The organism is Nonomuraea sp. NPDC049624 (assembly GCF_040675255.1).
In the GTDB taxonomy this organism is placed as follows: domain Bacteria; phylum Actinomycetota; class Actinomycetes; order Streptosporangiales; family Streptosporangiaceae; genus Nonomuraea.
The window spans coordinates 80,905-99,833 of the sequence record NZ_JBFAOR010000009.1; the positions used below are offsets into that span (position 1 = coordinate 80,905).

At 72.2% G+C, this 18,929-nt stretch carries 17 protein-coding genes; all 17 read left to right on the forward strand.

What is annotated here, in order from left to right:
- Positions 1 to 3 precede the first annotated feature (3 nt).
- From AB0J76_RS34265 to glgB, 17 genes are read left to right on the forward strand one after another with little or no spacing between them, the layout of a single operon-like run.
- The gene (locus tag AB0J76_RS34265; RefSeq protein ID WP_352330859.1) at positions 4 to 249 is read left to right on the forward strand and encodes a hypothetical protein; all 246 of its coding nucleotides are present in this window, start codon (positions 4 to 6) and stop codon (positions 247 to 249) included.
- Positions 246 to 554: a Nif11-like leader peptide family natural product precursor gene (locus AB0J76_RS34270; RefSeq protein ID WP_352330861.1), complete on the forward strand. Its 309-nt coding sequence runs from the start codon at positions 246 to 248 to the stop codon at positions 552 to 554. Before AB0J76_RS34265 ends, AB0J76_RS34270 begins: the two co-directional genes overlap by 4 nt.
- Positions 551 to 2,080 (forward strand): GMC family oxidoreductase N-terminal domain-containing protein, encoded by a 1,530-nt coding sequence (locus AB0J76_RS34275; RefSeq protein ID WP_364391821.1) that lies wholly within the window; start codon positions 551 to 553, stop codon positions 2,078 to 2,080. Before AB0J76_RS34270 ends, AB0J76_RS34275 begins: the two co-directional genes overlap by 4 nt.
- 6 nt (positions 2,081 to 2,086) lie before the next feature.
- Complete coding sequence (locus tag AB0J76_RS34280) at positions 2,087 to 3,694, forward strand: GMC family oxidoreductase N-terminal domain-containing protein (RefSeq protein WP_352327031.1); 1,608 nt, start codon at positions 2,087 to 2,089, stop codon at positions 3,692 to 3,694.
- Entirely contained in the window at positions 3,691 to 4,392 is a 702-nt protein-coding gene (locus AB0J76_RS34285; RefSeq protein ID WP_352327032.1) for an EthD domain-containing protein, read from the forward strand. The genes AB0J76_RS34280 and AB0J76_RS34285 overlap by 4 nt, the downstream gene beginning before the upstream one ends.
- Positions 4,389 to 5,216, forward strand: coding sequence for a type 1 glutamine amidotransferase domain-containing protein (locus tag AB0J76_RS34290; protein ID WP_352327033.1), 828 nt, complete (start codon positions 4,389 to 4,391; stop codon positions 5,214 to 5,216). Before AB0J76_RS34285 ends, AB0J76_RS34290 begins: the two co-directional genes overlap by 4 nt.
- Positions 5,217 to 5,225: 9 nt before the next feature.
- On the forward strand, positions 5,226 to 6,878 hold the full coding sequence (locus AB0J76_RS34295) for a thiamine pyrophosphate-binding protein (RefSeq protein WP_352327034.1): 1,653 nt from the start codon (positions 5,226 to 5,228) through the stop codon (positions 6,876 to 6,878).
- Entirely contained in the window at positions 6,875 to 7,474 is a 600-nt protein-coding gene (locus AB0J76_RS34300; protein WP_352327035.1) for a DJ-1/PfpI family protein, read from the forward strand. Before AB0J76_RS34295 ends, AB0J76_RS34300 begins: the two co-directional genes overlap by 4 nt.
- A gap of 8 nt (positions 7,475 to 7,482) precedes the next feature.
- Entirely contained in the window at positions 7,483 to 9,285 is a 1,803-nt protein-coding gene (locus AB0J76_RS34305) for an AGE family epimerase/isomerase (RefSeq protein ID WP_352327036.1), read from the forward strand.
- An 11-nt stretch (positions 9,286 to 9,296) separates the two neighbouring features.
- Positions 9,297 to 9,656: an STAS domain-containing protein gene (locus tag AB0J76_RS34310; RefSeq protein WP_352327037.1), complete on the forward strand. Its 360-nt coding sequence runs from the start codon at positions 9,297 to 9,299 to the stop codon at positions 9,654 to 9,656.
- Complete coding sequence (gene glgX, locus AB0J76_RS34315) at positions 9,653 to 11,785, forward strand: glycogen debranching protein GlgX (RefSeq protein WP_364391828.1); 2,133 nt, start codon at positions 9,653 to 9,655, stop codon at positions 11,783 to 11,785. The genes AB0J76_RS34310 and glgX overlap by 4 nt, the downstream gene beginning before the upstream one ends.
- A 20-nt stretch (positions 11,786 to 11,805) precedes the next feature.
- Entirely contained in the window at positions 11,806 to 12,126 is a 321-nt protein-coding gene (locus AB0J76_RS34320; protein WP_352329001.1) for an anti-sigma factor antagonist, read from the forward strand.
- Positions 12,110 to 12,541, forward strand: coding sequence for an ATP-binding protein (locus AB0J76_RS34325; RefSeq protein ID WP_352329003.1), 432 nt, complete (start codon positions 12,110 to 12,112; stop codon positions 12,539 to 12,541). The genes AB0J76_RS34320 and AB0J76_RS34325 overlap by 17 nt, the downstream gene beginning before the upstream one ends.
- A 9-nt stretch (positions 12,542 to 12,550) precedes the next feature.
- Positions 12,551 to 13,723 (forward strand): PP2C family protein-serine/threonine phosphatase, encoded by a 1,173-nt coding sequence (locus AB0J76_RS34330; protein WP_352329005.1) that lies wholly within the window; start codon positions 12,551 to 12,553, stop codon positions 13,721 to 13,723.
- Positions 13,720 to 15,027, forward strand: coding sequence for an NDP-sugar synthase (locus AB0J76_RS34335; protein ID WP_352329007.1), 1,308 nt, complete (start codon positions 13,720 to 13,722; stop codon positions 15,025 to 15,027). Before AB0J76_RS34330 ends, AB0J76_RS34335 begins: the two co-directional genes overlap by 4 nt.
- A 3-nt stretch (positions 15,028 to 15,030) precedes the next feature.
- Positions 15,031 to 17,013 (forward strand): alpha-1,4-glucan--maltose-1-phosphate maltosyltransferase, encoded by a 1,983-nt coding sequence (locus AB0J76_RS34340; protein WP_352329008.1) that lies wholly within the window; start codon positions 15,031 to 15,033, stop codon positions 17,011 to 17,013.
- Entirely contained in the window at positions 17,010 to 18,908 is a 1,899-nt protein-coding gene (glgB, locus tag AB0J76_RS34345; protein WP_364391835.1) for a 1,4-alpha-glucan branching protein GlgB, read from the forward strand. The genes AB0J76_RS34340 and glgB overlap by 4 nt, the downstream gene beginning before the upstream one ends.
- Positions 18,909 to 18,929: the final 21 nt, after the last annotated feature.

The following is an 18,929-nucleotide window of genomic DNA, read 5'->3' on the forward strand; positions in this document are numbered from 1 at the left end:
CAATTGTTGTTCCACGCCTCCGACGAGGGCTTCCGGTTCACCGCCGAGGAGCTGGTGTCGGTGGTCGGTGCCCTGGAGATCGAGGTCATCGTCGCCAAGGACGGCGAGTCCGTCGACGGCGGCAGCACGCTCTGGCGGCACATGTGGGGCAGGCGTTACCTGGACTACCTGCTCGATCACGTGGTGGCCAGGTTCGGGGCGGAGGAGCTGCGCGGGTTCGCGGCCGACGAGAGGCGGCCGGTGGCATGAGCGGGACGAACCTGATCGCGTTCCTGCGCCTGGCGGGCTCGCGCGCCGACGTGCTGGAGTCGCTGAAGGACAAGAGCAAGGCGGAGGTCATCGCCGCCGCGGCCGAGCACGGGCTGCCGTTCTCCGAGGGCGACTTCAACGGCGTCGTGTGGGAGCTGGAGGAGCGTCTGGCCGACCTGCGCGGCGACGCCTTCGACGCCACCTTCCCGCTCTGGCGGACGATGTGGGGGCAGCACTACCTGGAGTTCCTGGTCGGCGACCTGCTGCCCGCGCTGGAGCGGGCCCGGCTGCTGGAGCCGTCGTGAGCGCCTACGACTACATCGTGGTGGGCGCGGGCAGCGCCGGGTGCGTCCTGGCCAGGCGGCTGCTGGACGCGCTGGGCTGCCGGGTGCTGCTGCTGGAGGCCGGCGGCCCGGACGACGCCGAGTGCGTGCACCGGACGGACGTGCCGTCGATGACGTCGATGTGGGGCTCGCCGGAGTTCGTGTGGGACTACGCCAGCACCCCGCAGCCGGAGCTGGGCGGCCGGGTCGTGCCCATCCCGCAGGGCCGCGTGACCGGCGGCGGCAGCTCGGTCAACGCCATGATGTACGTGCGGGGCAACCGCCGCGACTTCGACGGCTGGGCCGCGCTGGGCAACGACGGCTGGTCCTACGACGAGGTGCTGCCCTACTTCAGGCGCTCGGAGGACTACCCGGGCGGCTCGCCGGAGTACCGGGGCGGCGGCGGCCCGCTGAAGGTCGTGGACTACGGCTCGCCGTCGGACGCCTCGCGCGCCTTCGTGCAGGCGGCGATCGCCCGCGGCCGCGCCGACGGCACGGGGGACTACAACGGCCCCCGTCAGGAGGGCCTGGCCTTCTTCTACCAGTCCACCCGGGACAAGGACGGCCGCCGCTCCAGCACGTCGGAGGCGTTCCTGGCGCCGGTGCTCGGCGAGCCCGGCCTCACGCTGGAGACCGGCGCCGTCGTCACCCGCCTCACCGTCGAGGGCGGCCGGGCCACGGGCGTGGAGTACGTCAAGGACGGGCGCGCGCACCGGGCCACGGCCGCGCAGGAGGTCGTCGTGGCCTGCGGCGCGCTGGGCTCGCCTGCGCTGCTGCTGCGCTCGGGCCTCGGCCCGGCCGCGCACCTGCGCGAGCACGGCGTCGAGGTGGTCGCCGACCTGCCGGGCGTGGGCCGCAACCTGCAGGACCACGTGCTGTTCGGCATCGGCTACGAGAGCCTGCGCGAGCTGCCCTTCCCCGAGCTGCTGGCCGAGGCGGGGCTGTTCACCAACGTCCTGGGCGGCGACGGGCCGGACCTGCAGTTCTTCTTCGGTCCGGTGCAGTTCATCGACGACCGGTACAAGACGGACGGCCCGGGGTTCACCTTCGCGCCGATCCTGCTGCAGCCGGAGAGCAGGGGCGAGGTGCGGCTGCGTCCCGGCGACCCGCTGCGTCCGATCATCGACCCGCGCTACCTGGCGGCCGCCGCCGATCTGCGGCTGCTGACCGAGGCCGTCGTGCTGGCCAGGGAGCTGGTCTCGGACGCGGCCTTCGACTCCCTGCGCGGGCGGGAGCTGGCCCCCGGCCCCGGCGTGACGAGCCCGGCCGCCCTGGCCGAGTACGTGCGGGCCAGCGCCTCGACCGTGTGGCACCCGGCCGGCACCTGCCGGATGGGCCGCGACGACGAGGCGGTCGTCGCGCCCGACCTGCGGGTGCGCGGCGTGGACGGACTGCGCGTGGCCGACGCCTCGGTCATGCCGGTCATCACCCGGGGCAACACCAACGCGGCCACGATCATGATCGCCGAGAAGGCCGCCGACCTGGTCGCCGCATCGGCGCGGAGGTGAGCTGAGATGACACAGAGCTTCGACTTCGTCGTCGTCGGCGGCGGCACGGCCGGATCGGTCATCGCCGCCCGGCTGAGCGAGCTGCCCGGGGCCAGCGTGCTGGTCCTGGAGGCGGGCGACACGAAGGTCACGGACGCGGTCGAGGACCCGAGCCGGTGGAACGAGGTGCTGCTGACCGAGCTGGACTGGGCGTACATGAGCGAGCCGCAGCCGGGGCTCGGCGGGCGCCAGGTCTACTCGGCGGCGGGCCGCGGCCTGGGCGGGACCTCGAACGTCTACCACATGATCCACACGCGCGGCCGTCCTGCGGACTTCGACGCCTGGGCCTACGACGGCTGCCCCGGCTGGTCCTACGCCGACGTCCTGCCCTACTTCCAGCGCCTGGAGGGGCAGCGGGACGCGACCAACCCCACGGCGGGCCACGACGGCCCCATCAAGATCGTCAACGCCCGGGACATGGGCAACCCGGTCTCCCAGACGTTCGTGGACGCCTGCGTGGAGCTGGGTTACCCGCAGGTCGAGGACTTCAACGCCGACAGCTTCGGCGTCAGCTGGCACCACGTCGACATCGACGTCGACAAGGGCACCCGCTGCGGGGTGCGCGCCTCCTACCTGGAGCCGGCGCTGGAGCGGCTGAGCGTCGAGGTGGGCGCGCTGGCCACCCGGCTGCTGTTCGAGGGCGAGCGCTGCGTGGGCGTGGAGTACCTCAAGGACGGCGAGCTGCGGACCGTCAGGGCCGCGCATGAGGTGATCGTCAGCGCGGGCGCGATCCAGTCGCCCAAGCTGCTGCAGCTGTCCGGCATCGGCGAGGCCGGCGCGCTGGCCGCGCTCGGCATCCCGGTGGTCGCCGACCTGCCCGGCGTGGGCGCCAACTTCCACGACCACCCGCTGGTCATCGGCCCGATCGGGTACATGGAGGAGGCCGCGCCCGACCCGCGCGGCCAGGTCACCGAGGTCGGCCTGTTCTGGGGGTCGGAGCCGGGGCTGCCGGTGCCCGACATGGAGATCTGCCTGGTGCACCGGGCGCCGTTCGGCGACCAGTTCTTCGCCAACGTCATCAAGCGGGTGGAGACCGGGCAGCCGCTCACGCCGGTGCGCGAGCTGGTCGACCCGAAGATCGTGCTCACCCTGCCGGGGCTGGTCCGCCCGCTGTCACGGGGCAGCGTCCGGCTGGCCGGCACCGACCCGACGGCCTACCCGCGGGTCAGCGCGAACTACTTCGCCGAACGCTCGGACCTGGAGCGCACGGTGACGATGGTGCAGATCGCCCGCGACATCTACGCCAGCTCCGCCTTCCGGCGCGACTGGGGGCTGACCGAGGTCGCGCCCGGCCCGGACGTGCGCACCCGGGAGCAGCTCAGCGCCTGGGTGGTGGAGAACGTCGGCTCGTACTACCACTTCGCCGGCTCCTGCAAGATGGGCTCCGACAGCCTCTCTGTGGTGGACACCCGGCTGCGGGTGCGCGGCGTCGAGGGGCTGCGCGTCGCCGACGCCTCGATCATGCCGACGATCGTCTCGGCCAACCCCCACACCACCACCGTGATGATCGGCGAGCGCGCGGCCGAGTTCGTCGCGGCGGACTTCCTCCCGGCCCGACAGGAGGCCACGCGATGATCCACCAGTTCATCTTCGGCGCCCCCAAGCCCGGCTTCACCGCCCAGCAGTTCCAGGACTACTGGGTCGACGTGCACGCGGTGAAGTACGCGAGCAAGATCAAGCAGATCAGGCAGTACCTGGTCGACACCCGCATCCCCTTCGACGGCGACGTGGGCCGGCCGCCGCTGCCGCACCAGGGCATCGCCGAGATCTGGCTGGCCAGCGCCGAGGAGCAGCTCGCCTCGCTGCAGAGCGAGGAGTTCCTCCAGGGCGCCCGGCTGGACGAGCCCAACTGGGCGGCGTTCTGGTCGACGATCGTGGTGGACACCGTCGCCCACGAGCTGGTGCCCGGCCCCAAGCCGCGGCCGGACAGCTGGGTGAAGGTCACCACGCTGATCAAGCGGCGGCCCGGCATGCCGCTGGACACCTACCGCAAGCAGTCCCTGGAGTCCTACGCCGCCGCGGTGGCCGGGCTGCCGGGCCTGCGCAGGCACCTGCACTGCCACACCGTGGACGGCGCGTACACCTTCGGCGAGGCCGGCTTCGACGCCGTGGACCAGCTCTGGTTCGACGACGTGGACGCGCTGCGCGCCGCGCTGGCCTCGGCCCATCACGCCCGCCGGGTCAAGCCGGAGCTGGAGGCGATCGCCGACCCGGCCCACGTGTTCTCCATGACCTGCAAGGAAAACTGGATCATCCCCGGGGAGTCGGCATGACCAAGCGCGTTCTCGTGATCCTCTCGGAGTTCGGCTACTGGGGGGAGGAGCTCGTCGGCCCGCTGTCGGCCTTCGACGAGCGCGGCTACGACGTCGTGTTCGCCACGCCGACCGGCAAGCAGCCGCACGCCCTGCCGCCCAGCATGGACCCCGACTACGTCGACCCGCCGCTCGGCCGCTCGGTCACCACGCCCGAGGTGGCCAAGCTGACCCGCGACCTGGACGAGTCCGGCCGCCTGGCCAACCCGCTCAACCTGTCGGCCTGGGCGCCCGAGCGCCCCTACACCAGCAGCCCCGACTACCTGCGCCGGCTGGAGTCCTACCACCGGGCGGTGGGCAAGCTGGAGGCCGAGCTGGTGCCCTACGACGCGGTGCTGATCGTGGGCGGCAGCGGGCCGATCGTGGACCTGGCCAACAACGAGCGGGTGCACGAGATCGTGCTCGCGTTCGTGCGGGCGGGCAAGCCGGTGGCCGCCGAGTGCTACGGCGTGGCCTGCCTGGCCTTCGCCCGCGACTGGGAGGACCGCAAGAGCATCATCTGGGGCAAGCACGTCACCGGCCACTGCAAGGAGTACGACTACAAGGACGGCACCGGGTTCCTCGGCGTGCCCGACTTCAACATGGGGCCGCCGCCGTACCCGCTGGAGTACATCCTGCGGGACGCCACCGGGCCGCAGGGCCGCTACATCGGCAACTTCGGCAGGGAGACCTCGGTCATCGTGGACTTCCCGTTCGTCACCGGACGCTCCACGCCCGACTCGTTCCTGACCGGGCAGAAGATCGTCGAAGTGCTCGAGGGCGGCCTGCGCCGCTTCGGCTGGTGATGGCGGGCCATGGCCAGGGACGGCAACACCGCGATCATCGAGCAGTTCCTCAGCGACGGCATCACGTACATGTTCGGCAACCCGGGGACGGTCGAGCAGGGCTTCCTGGACGCGCTGGAGGGCTTCGAGGACTTCCACTACATCCTCACCCTGCAGGAGACGGTGGCGGCCGGCATCGCCGACGGCTACGCCCGCGCCACGGGCGGCCCCGCGCTGCTGCAGCTCCACAGCGGCGTGGGGCTGGGCAACGCGATCGGCATGCTGTACCAGGCCAAGCGGGGGCACTCCCCGCTGGTGGTCGTCGCCGGTGAGGCCGGGGTCAGCTACGACGCGATGGACGCCCAGATGGCCGCCGATCTCGTGGCCATGGCCCGGCCCGTCACCAAGCACGCCATGCGCGTGATCGACCCGGGCTCGGTGCTGCGGGTGCTGCGCCGGGCGGTCAAGATGGCGATGACGCCGCCGCGCGGCCCGGTGTTCGTGGCGCTCCCGCTCGACGTGCTGGACCAGCCCAACCACGAGCCGGTCCAGCCGTCGGTGGTGCCGCACTCGGCCGCGCTGCCCGCCCCCGAGCTGGTCCGCCGGGCCGCCGGGCTGCTGTCCGGCGCCCGGTCCCCGATCATCCTGGCCGGCGACGGCGTGTCGGTCTCCGGCGCGCAGGCGGAGCTGACCCGGGTGGCCGAGCAGCTCGGCGCGGACGTGTGGGGCGTGGAGTTCTCCGAGGCGAACATGGACGGCCGGCACCCGCTCTTCCGCGGCCAGCTCGGCCACATGTTCGGCCAGGTCAGCGCGGACGCGGTCAAGGACGCCGACGCCGTGCTGGTGGTGGGCACGTACCTGTTCCCCGAGGTGTTCCCGTCGCTGAGCAGCCCGTTCGGCAAGGACGCGCGGATCGTGCACGTCGACCTGGACTCGTACGAGATCGCCAAGAACCACCCGGTCACGCTGGGCCTGGTGGCCGACCCCCGGCTCACGCTGGCGGCGCTGTCGGCGGAGCTGGAGGGCACGCTGAGCAAGGCCGACCAGCGGGCGGCGGCGGCCCGGCTGGCCCGGCGGACGGCGGCGCAGCAGCAGCGGGTCGGCCCGGCGCCGGCCGAGGACTCGATACTCAACGCGTTCATGCGCGAGCTGGCGGCGCGGGCCCCCGAGGACGTGATCGTCTTCGACGAGGGGCTGACCGCGTCCGGCGTGATCGGCTCCTACTTCCCGCCGCGCGGGCCGGGCAGCTGGTTCCTGACCCGCGGCGGCTCGCTCGGCGTGGGCATCCCGGGGGCGATCGGCGCCAAGCTCGCCCGTCCGGACCGCACGGTGATCGGCTTCACCGGCGACGGCGGCAGCATGTACACCTTCCAGGCGCTGGCCACCGCCGTGCGGTACGACATCGCCGCCAAGTTCGTGATCTGCAACAACCACAGCTACCGGCTGCTGGACAACAACATCGAGGAGTACTGGCGCGGCCGGGGCATCCCCGGTCACCGTTTTCCTCGCTCGTTCGACCTCTCCTATCCCGACCTCCAGTTCACCGACCTGGCCAGGGGCTGCGGCGTGGACGGGCTGCGGGTGGAGAAGGCCGACCAGATCGAGGAGGCCGTCGAGCGGCTGCTCGGCCACGACGGCCCCTTCCTCATCGACCTCGTCACCGAACCGGGGAGGCCATTGTGAGCGGCATCGAGCCACGGGCCGGCGCGGCGCTGAACGGCCGCAAGATCGCTGTCCTGATGGAGAGCGACTACGTCGAGCCGGAGATCTTCTACTACGAGCGGCGCTTCGCCGAGGCCGGCGCCGAGGTGCACTTCATGACCCGCCTGTGGGGGCAGCAGTCGATCACCTTCACCGGTCACGAGTGGCGGGTGCCGTTCACCGTGGACCGTGGGTTCGAGGGCATCAGCGACCGTGAGCTGCGCTCCTACGCCGCGGTGATCGTGCCCTCGGGGATCGTCTCGGACCGGCTGCGCTACACCGACGACGTCAACCGGCTGGCGCCGGCCACCGCGTTCGTGCGGCGGGCGCTGGAGGAGCCGTCGATCATCACGGGCGTGATCTGCCACGGCCTGTGGCTGATGGCCGCCGCCCCCGAGACGATGCGCGGGCGCAAGGTCGTCGCGCACAACAACCTCGTGGGCGACGTGCGCAACATGGGCGCCGAGTACGTGGACCAGGACGTGGTCATCGACGGCAACCTCATCACCGGGCGCAGCGTGTACCACTGCCATCTGTTCGCCCACACCATCATCGGCCAGCTCGCCGAGACGCTGTAGGAGCAACGATGAACTTCACCTTCATGGACACCGTGGCCGGGCGGGTCGAACGGTTCGACGCCGGCTCCGGCTCCTTCCGGCTGGCGACCATCGACGGCCGTACGGTCGAGGTGCGCCTGGACGGCGAGGTCTCGGCCGAGCTGCTGCGCAACCTGGGCGAGCCGTACGTGGACGCGGGCGACCACGTGCGCGACATGCTGACGCCGGGCCGCCACCTGTTCGTCTACGGGATCTTCTACCCCGAGGGCGGGGAGCCGGTCTTCTCGGCCAAGCGGCTGATCTTCCTGGGCCGCGGCTCCGGCGAGTACCGGTTCGAGCAGCCCGACTGGTGGATCAACCAGCTCGACGAGATCGCCGCGTTCTACCGCCGCGCCCAGTTCGGGCAGGGGCCGGTCGACTTCCGCGACTACCGGACGATCCTGCGCCTGGGCGGCGACAAGACCGCCAGCCACGTGCAGGAGACCGACACGATCTCGCGCCTGGTGTACGGCATGGCCTCGGCGTACCTGCTGACCGGCGACGACGCCTACCTGGAGGTCGCCGAGCGCGGCACCCGCTACCTGCGCGAGCACATGCGCTTCGTGGACCCCGAGAACGACGTCGTGTACTGGTACCACGGCATCAAGGTGGACGGCGAGCACGAGAAGAAGCTGTTCACCTCGGAGTTCGGCGACGACTACGACGCCATCCCGATGTACGAGCAGATCTACGCCCTGGCCGGCCCGACGCAGACCTACCGGGTCACCGGCGACAAGCGCATCGCCTCCGACGTCGACGCCACGCTGCGGCTGTTCGAGAAGTTCTTCCGCGACCACCGGCGCGGCGGCTACTACTCGCACGTCGACCCGATCCTGCTCAGCCCGCACCACGACTCGCTCGGGCCGAACCAGTCGCGCAAGAACTGGAACTCCATCGGCGACCACGCCCCGGCCTACCTGATCAACTACTACCTGGCCACCGGCGACGAGCGCCACCTGGAGATGCTGGAGCGCACCTTCGACACGATCGTCGAGCACTTCCCCGAGCCGTCGAGCCCGTTCGTCAACGAGCGGTTCCACGACGACTGGAGCCACGACCTGACGCACGGCTGGCAGCAGGACCGCGCGGTCGTCGGGCACAACCTGAAGATCGCCTGGAACCTCATGCGCATGCACGGCGCCCGCCCCAAGGACGCCTACCGGGACCTGGCCGAGCACCTGGCCCGCACCATGCCGGCGGTCGGCAGCGACCAGCAGCGCGGCGGCTGGTACGACGTCGTCGAGCGGCACCGGGCCGAGGGCCAGCGGTGGCACCGCTTCGCCTGGCACGACCGCAAGGCGTGGTGGCAGCAGGAGCAGGCGATCCTGGCGTACCTGATCGTCGCCGGCGAGCTGGGCGGCGAGGACCACCTGGAGCAGGCGCGCCAGGCGGCGGGCTTCTACAACGCCTTCTTCCTGGACCACGACGAGGGCGCGGTCTACTTCAACGTGCTGGCCAACGGCCTGCCGTACCTGCTCGGGACCGAGCGGTTCAAGGGCAGCCACTCGATGAGCATGTACCACTCCTCCGAGCTGTGCTATCTGGCGACCGTCTACACGCGGCTGCTGGTCACGCGGCAGCCGCTCACCCTGCACTTCAAGCCGGGCCCGGACGCCGAGCGCATCCTGCGCGTCGCGCCCGACCTGCTGCCGGCCGGACGGGTGCTGCTCACCGAGGCCGAGGTGGACGGCAAGCCGTACGAGGTGCTGGACCCGGTGGCGATGACCGTGGAGCTGCCGGTCTCGGCCGAGGCGCTGCGCGTCAAGGTGACGCTGACCCCGGTGCAGGAGTGAGCGTGCCGGCTATGGAGATCACGACGGACACCGTCGGCCCGGTCACCGTGATCGGGCTCACCGGCCAGCTCGACAGCAGGTCGGCCCCGGCCGCGCAGGAGCGCATCCTGTCGCTGCTGCCGGACAGCCGCCCGGTGCTGCTCGACCTGACCGGCGTCAGCTACCTGTCCAGCGCGGGCCTGCGCACGATGCTGCTGGTCTACCGGCGGGCGCGGACCATGGACAGCTTCATCGCCCTGGTGGGCCTGTCGGCCGAGCTGCGCGGGGTGATGGCGGCGACCGGGTTCCTGCGCTTCTTCGTCGTCGCCGACTGCGTGGCGGACGCGCTGGAGATCGTCCGGGTCGCCGAGCCGAGGGAGGAGGCCACATGAGTGTGGAGACGCAGGGCGTGCCGGGCCGGATCGACTCCTTCCCGACGGCCGAGCTGGCCGGGTTCGGGGTGCGGGCGGGCCATCCGATGCCGTTCGGCGCCACGCTGGTGCCCGGCGGGGTGAACTTCTCGGTCTACTCCAGCGGCGCGAGCGCGGTCTCGCTGGTGCTGTTCCGGCGCGGCGAGCGGGAGCCGTTCGCCGAGCTGCCCTTCCCCGGCGAGTACCGGATCGGCGGCGTGTGGGCCATGACCGTGTTCGGCCTGGACCACGAGGGCGTCGAGTACGGCTACCGCGTCACCGGCCCGGAGACGCCGGCCCCCGGCGACCGGTTCGACCCGGCCAGGATCCTGGCCGACCCGTACGCCAGGGTCATGTCCGGCCGGGACGTGTGGGGCGCCGAGGTGGACTGGGACGACCCCTACCCCTACCGGTCGGTGCTGGTCTCCGACGACTTCGACTGGGAGGAGGACCGGCCGCTGCGCGTCGCGCCGGAGGACCTGGTCGTCTACGAGCTGCACGTGCGCGGCTTCACGGCGGACCCGTCCTCGGGGGTGTCGGCGCCGGGCACGTACGCGGGGCTGATCGAGAAGATCCCCTACCTGAAGGCGCTCGGCGTCAACTGCGTGGAGCTGATGCCGGTCTTCGAGTTCGACGAGTTCGACATGAGCCGCGTCAACCCGGTCACCGGTGAGCGCCTGTACAACTACTGGGGCTACTCGACGCTCGGCTTCTTCGCGCCCAAGGCCGGCTACGCGGCCACCGGCCGGTACGGCATGCAGTCCGACGAGTTCAAGAACCTGGTCAAGGAGCTGCACCGGGCCGGGATCGCGGTGGTGCTGGACGTGGTCTTCAACCACACGGCCGAGGGCAACGAGAACGGCCCGACCATCCACTTCCGCGGCCTGGACAACGCCACCTACTACATGCTCACGCCGGAGGGCTACTACTACAACTTCAGCGGCACCGGGAACACCTTCAACTGCAACCACCCGGTGGTGCGCGACTACGTGCTCGACTGCCTGCGCTACTGGGCCGGCGAGTACCACATCGACGGCTTCCGCTTCGACCTGGCCGCGATCCTGGACCGCGGCCAGGACGGCGCGCCGCTGGCCAACCCGCCGCTGATCGAGACGCTGGCCCACGACCCGCTGCTGCGCGACTGCCTGCTGATCGCCGAGGCGTGGGACGCCGGCGGCCTGTACCAGGTGGGCTCCTTCCCTGGCTACCAGCGCTGGTCGGAGTGGAACGGCCGCTACCGCGACGCGCTGCGCCGCTTCCTGAAGGCCGACCCCGGCTCGGCCGGCGAGCTGGCCACCCGGCTGGTCGGCTCGCCCGACCTGTACGCCTCCCGCGGCACGCTCGCCTCGGTCAACTTCGTCACCTGCCACGACGGCTTCACGCTGGCGGACCTGTTCGCCTACAACGGCAAGCACAACGAGGCCAACGGCGAGGACAACCGCGACGGCAACGACGACAACCAGAGCTGGAACTGCGGCGCCGAGGGCCCCACCCAGGACGCCGAGGTGCTGGCGCTGCGCGGGCGGCAGGCCAGGAACGCGCTGCTGTTGCTGCTGCTCAGCCAGGGCATCCCGATGATCCTGGCCGGCGACGAGGTCGGCCGCACCCAGCAGGGCAACAACAACGCCTACTGCCACGACGGCCCGCTGTCGTGGTTCGACTGGGGCCTGACCGAGCGCAACGGCGACCTGCTGCGGTTCGTGCGCGAGTGCGTCGCCTTCCGCGCCGCGCACCCGATGGTGCGCGACCGCCGCCACCCGTGCGGCGACGAGGGCGCCGGCGGCCTGCCGCAGGTGTCCTGGCACGGCGAGCGGGCCGGCGAGCCGGACTGGTCGCCGGACAGCACGCTGGTGGCGATGCTGCGCAGCGGCCCGGCGGCCGGCGGCGGCGAGGAGCACCTGTACCTGGCCGCCAACACCCACTGGCAGGCGCGGGAGCTGGAGCTGCCCGCGCTGCCGGGCGGCGCGGTGTGGCACCTGTTCGCCGACACCGCGGCCGCCGCCCCCGGCGACGTCCACTCACCGGGCCAGGAGCCGCCGCTGGCCGACCAGCGGCGGATCGTCGTCGGCCCGCGGGCCGCGGTCGCGCTGGTCGGCCGCGCCCATCCGTGAAATCCCATGGAGGAGATCCCATGTCGTTCAACGCGATCCTGACCCACGACGGCAGCACCGCACTGATCACGCTGGAGGGCGAGCTGGACGCCCTGACCGCCGAGACCTTCAGGAGGGAGGTGGAGCGCGCGGCCGAGGCCGCGGCCGAGCTGCTGGTGCTGGAGATGTCGCAGCTCAGCTACATGTCCTCGGCGGGGCTGCGCGGGCTGGTGTTCGCCCGGCAGAAGCTGGCCGACGACGTGCGCATCGTGCTGGTCGGCGCCAACGACGCCATCGAGCAGACCATCCGGCTGGTCGGTTTCCACCACAGCGTGGACTTCAGCGATGCGATCCCCGAGTAGGCAGGCGATGGAGCGGCTCAGGCTGCCCGCCGAGCCCGAGTCGCTGGAGGAGCTGATGGCCTACGTGCAGACGCTGAGCGCGCTCGGCGGGCTGACCCGCACGCGCGCCCACTGGCTGCGGCTGGCCGCCGAGGAGCTGATCGTCAACATCATCACCCACGGCCACCGCGACCGGCCGGGCGAGCTGGAGGTGACGGGCGGGGTGGAGCCGGGCCGGGTGTGGCTGCGCCTGACCGACTCGGCGCCGCCGTTCGACCCGACCGCCTACGAGGCCGTTCCCGACCTGGACCGGCCGCTGGGCGAGCGCCGGCCGGGCGGGCTGGGCGTCTACCTGGCCCGTACGGTCGCCGACCAGGTCCGCTACGAGTACAGCTCGGGTCGTAACCAGACGACCATCATCATGAACCGCGTCTAGGAGGTGCCGATGGATGCGGAGGTGACCCTCGTCGTCAGTGGCCCATCACCAGCAGCGGAAGAGCTGTGCCTGCTGCTGGCCGCCGACGGCGCTCCCGTGGCCAGGCGCACCCCCGAGCAACTGCTGGCCGAGGCGCCTCCGCCCACCGGTCTGCTGCTGGTGAACGCGAGCCTCGACGTGGAGGTCGTGCGCGAGGTGACGCGGGTCGTCCAGGCCGGCGCGCGGCCGCCCGTCGTGGTCGCGTTCACCGACGGCGACCTGCGTCAGCTCGCACCGCACGTGCTGGCCGGGCTGGACTACATCGTCCCGCCGTTCGTGCCGGAGCTGCTGCACCGCAGGCTGCGGGCGGGCCAGGTGTTCGGCCGCTTCCCGGGCGCCGAGGGTGAGGCGCTGCTGAAGTACGAGCGCGAGCTGCAGATCGGGCGGGAGATCCAGGCGGGATTCCTGCCCGACGCGCTGCCCGCCCGCGCCGGCTGGCAGCTGACCGTCCGGTTCCAGCCGGCCAGGGAGGTCGCGGGGGACTTCTACGACGCCCTGGAGCTGCTGGGCGGCTCGCGGATCGGGCTGGTGGTGGCCGACGTGTGCGACAAGGGCGTCGGCGCCGCCCTGTTCATGGCCCTGATCAGGACCCTGCTGCGGCACACGGCCGCCCACGTGGAGACCGGCCCGGCCGCCGCCGTCCAGGACGACACCACGCCGCTGCTGCGCGCGGTGATCGCGACCAACGACTACCTGACCGCCAACCACCTGCGCCAGGGCTACTTCGCCACGCTGTTCTTCGGCGTGCTCGACCCGGTCACCGGCGCGCTGGTCTACATCAACTGCGGGCACAACCCGCCCATCATCCGCCACGCGGGCGGCGGCCACACCCTGCTGCGTCCCACCGGGCCGGCGCTGGGGCTGGTGCCCGACTCCGTCTTCGAGGTCGGCAGGGCCCACCTGGACCAGGGGGACCTGCTGTTCGCCTACACCGACGGCGTGCCCGAGGCCAGGGACGAATCCGGCCGCTTCTTCAGCGAGGAGCTCATGCTGACCCTCGTCTCGCAGCCCGCCGCCGGCGCGGAGGACCTGCTGGACAGGCTCGAACGGGAGATCAGCGCGCACATCGGGTCCGCCGAGCAGTTCGACGACATCACCATGATCGCTCTACGTAGGACACCCACGGGGAAGTACGGACAATGAACGAGATCGCCGGAATCGCATTGGCGGGCGGACAGGGTCTCAGGGCCCGGCCGCTCACCCTGGAGGCCCCCGGCCACCTGCGGAGCAAGGCCACGGTCTGCTTCGCCGGACGGCCGGTCATCGAATGGCAGATCATGGCCCTGCGCGACCAGGGGGTCAGCGACTTCTACCTGATCGCCAACGGCCGGGAGAACCGCTACCAGGCCAAGGACGTGCTCGGCCACGGCGAGGGACTGGGCGTGCGCGTGCGCTACTCACGGCCCCGGATGGACTGGACCAACACCGGTTCCGGCGAGGCGACGCTGAGCAGCCTGGACTACTGGCAGCTCGACGGCCTGGCGCTGGTGTTCCCGACCGACTCGCTGTTCGAGTTCGACCTGGACGAGCTGGTCCGCCGCCACCGCGACAGCGACGCGGTGGTCACCGTGGCCGTGGTCGAGCGGCCGGCCGAGGAGGTCGCGGGCAAGTACGGCACGATGGTCACGGACGCCTCCGGGCAGATCCGGCGTTTCGTGGAGAAACCACCGCTGGCCGAGGTGCACGCCCTGGCCGCCGACCCGGCCCGGGTGCCCGTCAACGCCGGGCTCTACCTGGTCGACTGCGGGCGGCTGCGGAAACTGGCCGGGGAGCCGTCGCTGGCCGAGCTGGCCCGCCACCGGCTCGACTGGGGGCACGACCTGCTCCCGTGGCTGGTGGAGGCCGGGCACCGGGTCGGCATCGCGCCCATCGCCAAGCTGGGCGACCTGGGCAACCTGCGCGACTATCTCGGCACGCTGACCGACGCGCTGAGCGGCGGCTACCCGCACGTGCTCAAGGGCATGCTGCGGGCCTACCCGGGCAACGTGCGCATCCACGAGTCCTCGCTGCGCCAGCGGGACGCGACGTCGGGCATGACGCTGGCCGAGAAGATCAGCGCGGGCCTGGTCAGGATCGGGCCGAACGTGCACATCGGCCGGGACGTCGAGATCGGCCCCGGCGTGGTCGTCTCCGACTCCGCGATCGGCGACGGCGTCGACCTGCACACCGGGTGCCGGCTGCAGCGGGTGGCCTGCCTGGACGGCGCGATCATCGGCCCCTGGGCGCGGCTCACCGACACGCACGTGGGGACGATGGCCAGGGTCGAGTCGTTCGTGGACTGCGTGACCGTGCTGAGCGGCTACAGCGCGCTGGGCAACGGAGTGACGGTTCAGGCCGGCGTGCGGCTGTCCGGGGTGACGGTGTACCCGGGGCTGACCGTGCCGGCGCACTGCGAGGCCGCCGCCGGCACCTCGTTCGAGACCATCGCCGACCTGCAGGACGCGTGAGACATGACTGAGACGCTGGTGTTGACCGAGATCTCCGAGATCGCCGCGGGCCGCGTGCCCATCGTGGGGGTCCGGCCCGTCGTGGCGGGCGGGTGCCGCCCCGCGCGCGCGGTGCCGGGCGAGCCGTTCGAGGTGTCGGCGACGCTGTTCCGGGAGGGGCACGGCGTGGTGGGCGCGAACGTCGTGCTCACCGACCCCGACGGCAAGCAGGCCGCCTGGATCCCGATGGCGGCCGTGTCGGAGGGCTCCGACCGGTACGCGGCCGAGGTGTCGGCCCACCGGGAGGGCGAGTGGACGTTCCGGGTGGAGGCGTGGAGCGACCCGGTGGCGACCTGGCTGCACGTGGCCGAGGTGAAGATCCCCGCCGCGATCGACGTGGCCGTCACGATGGAGGCCGGCGCCCGGCTGCTGACCAGGGCCGCCGCCCAGCCCGAGGTGCCGCCCGCCGACGCCCGGCTGCTGCGCGTGGCCGCCGCGACGCTGCGCGACGGCGAGCTGGACCCCGAGGCGCGGCTGGCGATCGCGCTGGCCGAGCCGGTGCTGCGGACGCTGGCCCGCCGGCCGCTGCGCGACCACGTGACGGCCGGGGAGGAGCTGCCGCTGCTGGTGGAGCGCGAACGGGCGCTGTACGGGGCCTGGTACGAGTTCTTCCCCCGCTCCGAGGGCGCCGTGGTGGACCCCACGGGCTGTCACCCGCCGCGCTCGGGCACCTTCCGGACCGCGGCCGAGCGGCTGCCCGCCGTCGCGGCGATGGGCTTCGACGTGGTCTACCTGCCGCCGATCCACCCGATCGGCCGCACCAACCGCAAGGGGCCGGGCAACTCGCCGATCGCCGGGCCGCACGACCCCGGCTCGCCGTGGGCGATCGGCTCGGCGGCGGGCGGCCACGACGCCGTCCACCCCGACCTGGGCACGATCGACGACTTCGACTTCTTCGTGGCCAGGGCCGCCGAGCTGGGCCTGGAGGTGGCGCTGGACTTCGCGTTGCAGTGCTCGCCCGACCACCCGTGGGTACGGGAGCACCCGCGGTGGTTCGAGCACCGGCCCGACGGCAGCATCGCCTACGCCGAGAACCCGCCCAAGAAGTACCAGGACATCTACCCGATCTCCTTCGACGCCGACCCCGGCGGCATCCTGGCCGAGTCGCTGCGGGTGCTGCGGCACTGGATGGGCCACGGGGTGCGGATCTTCCGGGTGGACAACCCGCACACCAAGCCGGTGTTCTTCTGGGAACGCCTGATCGCCGAGATCAACCGCACCGACCCGGACGTCGTCTTCCTGGCCGAGGCGTTCACCCGTCCGGCGATCATGCACACGCTGGCCGCGGTCGGCTTCCAGCAGTCCTACACCTACTTCACCTGGCGCAACGCCAAGCCGGAGCTGGAGAGCTACCTGGGCGAGCTGGCCGGGGAGGCGGCGGCGTACATGCGGCCGAACCTGTTCGTCAACACGCCGGACATCCTGCACGCCTACCTGCAGGAGGGCGGTCCCGCCGCGTTCCGGGTGCGGGCCGCGCTGGCCGCGACGGCCTCCCCCACCTGGGGCGTGTACGCCGGATTCGAGCTGTGCGAGCACGAGCCGGCCGCGCCGGGCAGCGAGGAGTACAAGGACTCGGAGAAGTACCAGTACCGGCCGCGCGACTGGTCGGCCGGCGGCACGCTGGCGCCCTTCCTGGCCGCGCTGAACCGGGTCCGCCGCCGCCATCCGGCCCTGCGCCTGCTGCGCAACCTGCGTTTCCAGCACGCCGACGACGACGCCGTGCTCTGCTTCGCCAAGCAGGCGGGCGAGGACACCGTGATCGTCGTGGTCAACCTCGACCCGCACCACGTGCGGCAGGCCACGGTGACGCTGGACCTGCCCGACCTCGGGCCGTCCTTCCGGGTGCGCGACGAGCTGACCGGCGAGGTCTACCAGTGGGGGGCGCGCAACTTCGTGCGGCTGGACCCGTCCAGGCAGCCGGCGCACATCCTGGCGGTGGAGCGGTGACGGACGTCCTGACCGGCGGGGGCCCGTCCGTGCTGGGCGAGCTGGACCTGCACCTCATCGGCGAGGGCAGGCACGAGGAGCTGTGGCGGGCGCTGGGCGGGCGCACCCGGACCGTGGGCGGCGTGGCGGGCGTCTCGTTCGCCGTGTGGGCGCCGGGCGCGCGCGAGGTGCGGCTGGTGGGCGACCTCAACGGCTGGGACGGCGCCGGGCACGCGCTGCGCCGGGCGCCCGGCGGCGGCCTGTGGGAGCTGTTCGTGCCCGGGGCCGGCGACGGCTGCCGGTACATGTACGAGATCACCGGCGCGGACGGGCGTACCCGGCGCAAGGCCGACCCGCTGGCCCTGGCGGCCGAGCACCCGCCGCGCACCGCGTCGGTGGTGTTCACCTCGCGGCACCGCTGGCGCGACGGCGCGTGGCTGGCGGCCCGCGGCGACGGCCCGGCCCGCGAGGCGCCCATGAGCGTGTACGAGCTGCACCTGGGCTCCTGGCGGCGCGGCCTGACCTACCGCGACCTGGCCGAGCAGCTGCCCGGATACCTGCGCGGCATGGGCTTCACCCACGTGGAGCTCATGCCGGTGGCCGAGCACCCCTTCGGCGGCTCGTGGGGCTACCAGATCTCCTCCTACTACGCGCCGAGCTCCCGCTACGGCACCCCGGACGACTTCCGCGCCCTGGTCGAGGCGCTGCACCTGGCCGGGATCGGGGTGATACTCGACTGGGTGCCCGCGCACTTCCCGCGCGACGACTGGGCGCTGGCCCGCTTCGACGGCGGCCCCCTGTACGAGCACCCCGACCCGCTGCGCGGCGAGCATCCCGACTGGGGCACGCTCACCTTCGACCTGGGCCGCCCGCAGGTGCGCAACTTCCTCATCGCCAACGCCCTGTACTGGTGCGCGGAGTTCCACGTCGACGCCCTGCGCGTGGACGCCGTCGCCTCGATGCTCTACCTGGACTACTCCCGCCCGGACGGCGCCTGGCGGCCCAACGCGCACGGCGGCAGGGAGCACCTGGAGGCGATCGCGTTCCTGCGCGAGCTGAACGACACCGTCCACCGGCGCTGTCCCGGGGTGCTGACGATCGCCGAGGAGTCCACGGCGTGGGAGGGGGTGACCCGGCCGACGTCCGCCGGCGGGCTGGGGTTCGACTTCAAGTGGAACATGGGCTGGATGCACGACACGCTCGGCTACATGCGGCGCGACCCGGTGCACCGGCCGTACCACCATCACGCGCTGACGTTCGGGCTGACGTACGCGTACGCGGAGGACTTCGTGCTGCCACTCAGTCACGACGAGCTGGTGCACGGCAAGGGCTCGCTGGCCGGGAAGATGCCGGGCGACGAGTGGCAGCGGCTGGCGAACCTGCGCGCGTACCTGGCCTTCATGTGGGCGCATCCGGGCAAGAAGCTGCTGTTCATGGGCCAGGAGTTCGCGCAGCGCAGCGAGTGGTCCCACGACCGCGAGCTGGACTGGGCGCTGCTGCGCGACCCGCGGCACAAGGGCGTGCGCGACCTGGTCAGGGACCTCAACCGGCGCTACGCCGCCACCCCCGCGCTGTGGCGGCTGGACTGCTCCCCCGGCGGCTTCACCTGGATCGACGCCGACGACGCCGGTTCCAGCGTCTACTCCTTCGTGCGCTGGGACCGGTGGGGGGCGCCGCTGGTGTGCGTGAGCAACCTGTCACCGGTGCCGCGGCACGGGCACCGGTTGGCGCTTCCCTCCGGCGGGCGCTGGCACGAGGTGCTCAACACCGACGCCGCCTGTTACGGCGGCGGGAACCTCGGCAACCTGGGCTCGGTCACGTGCCCGGAGGGGGGTGCGGTCGCCGAGGTGCTGCTGCCGCCGCTGGCGACGCTCTGGCTGGTCCCCGGAGAGGAGGCGCCGGAGCGCCGGCAGTGAGGCGGCCATGGCGGAGGGGGC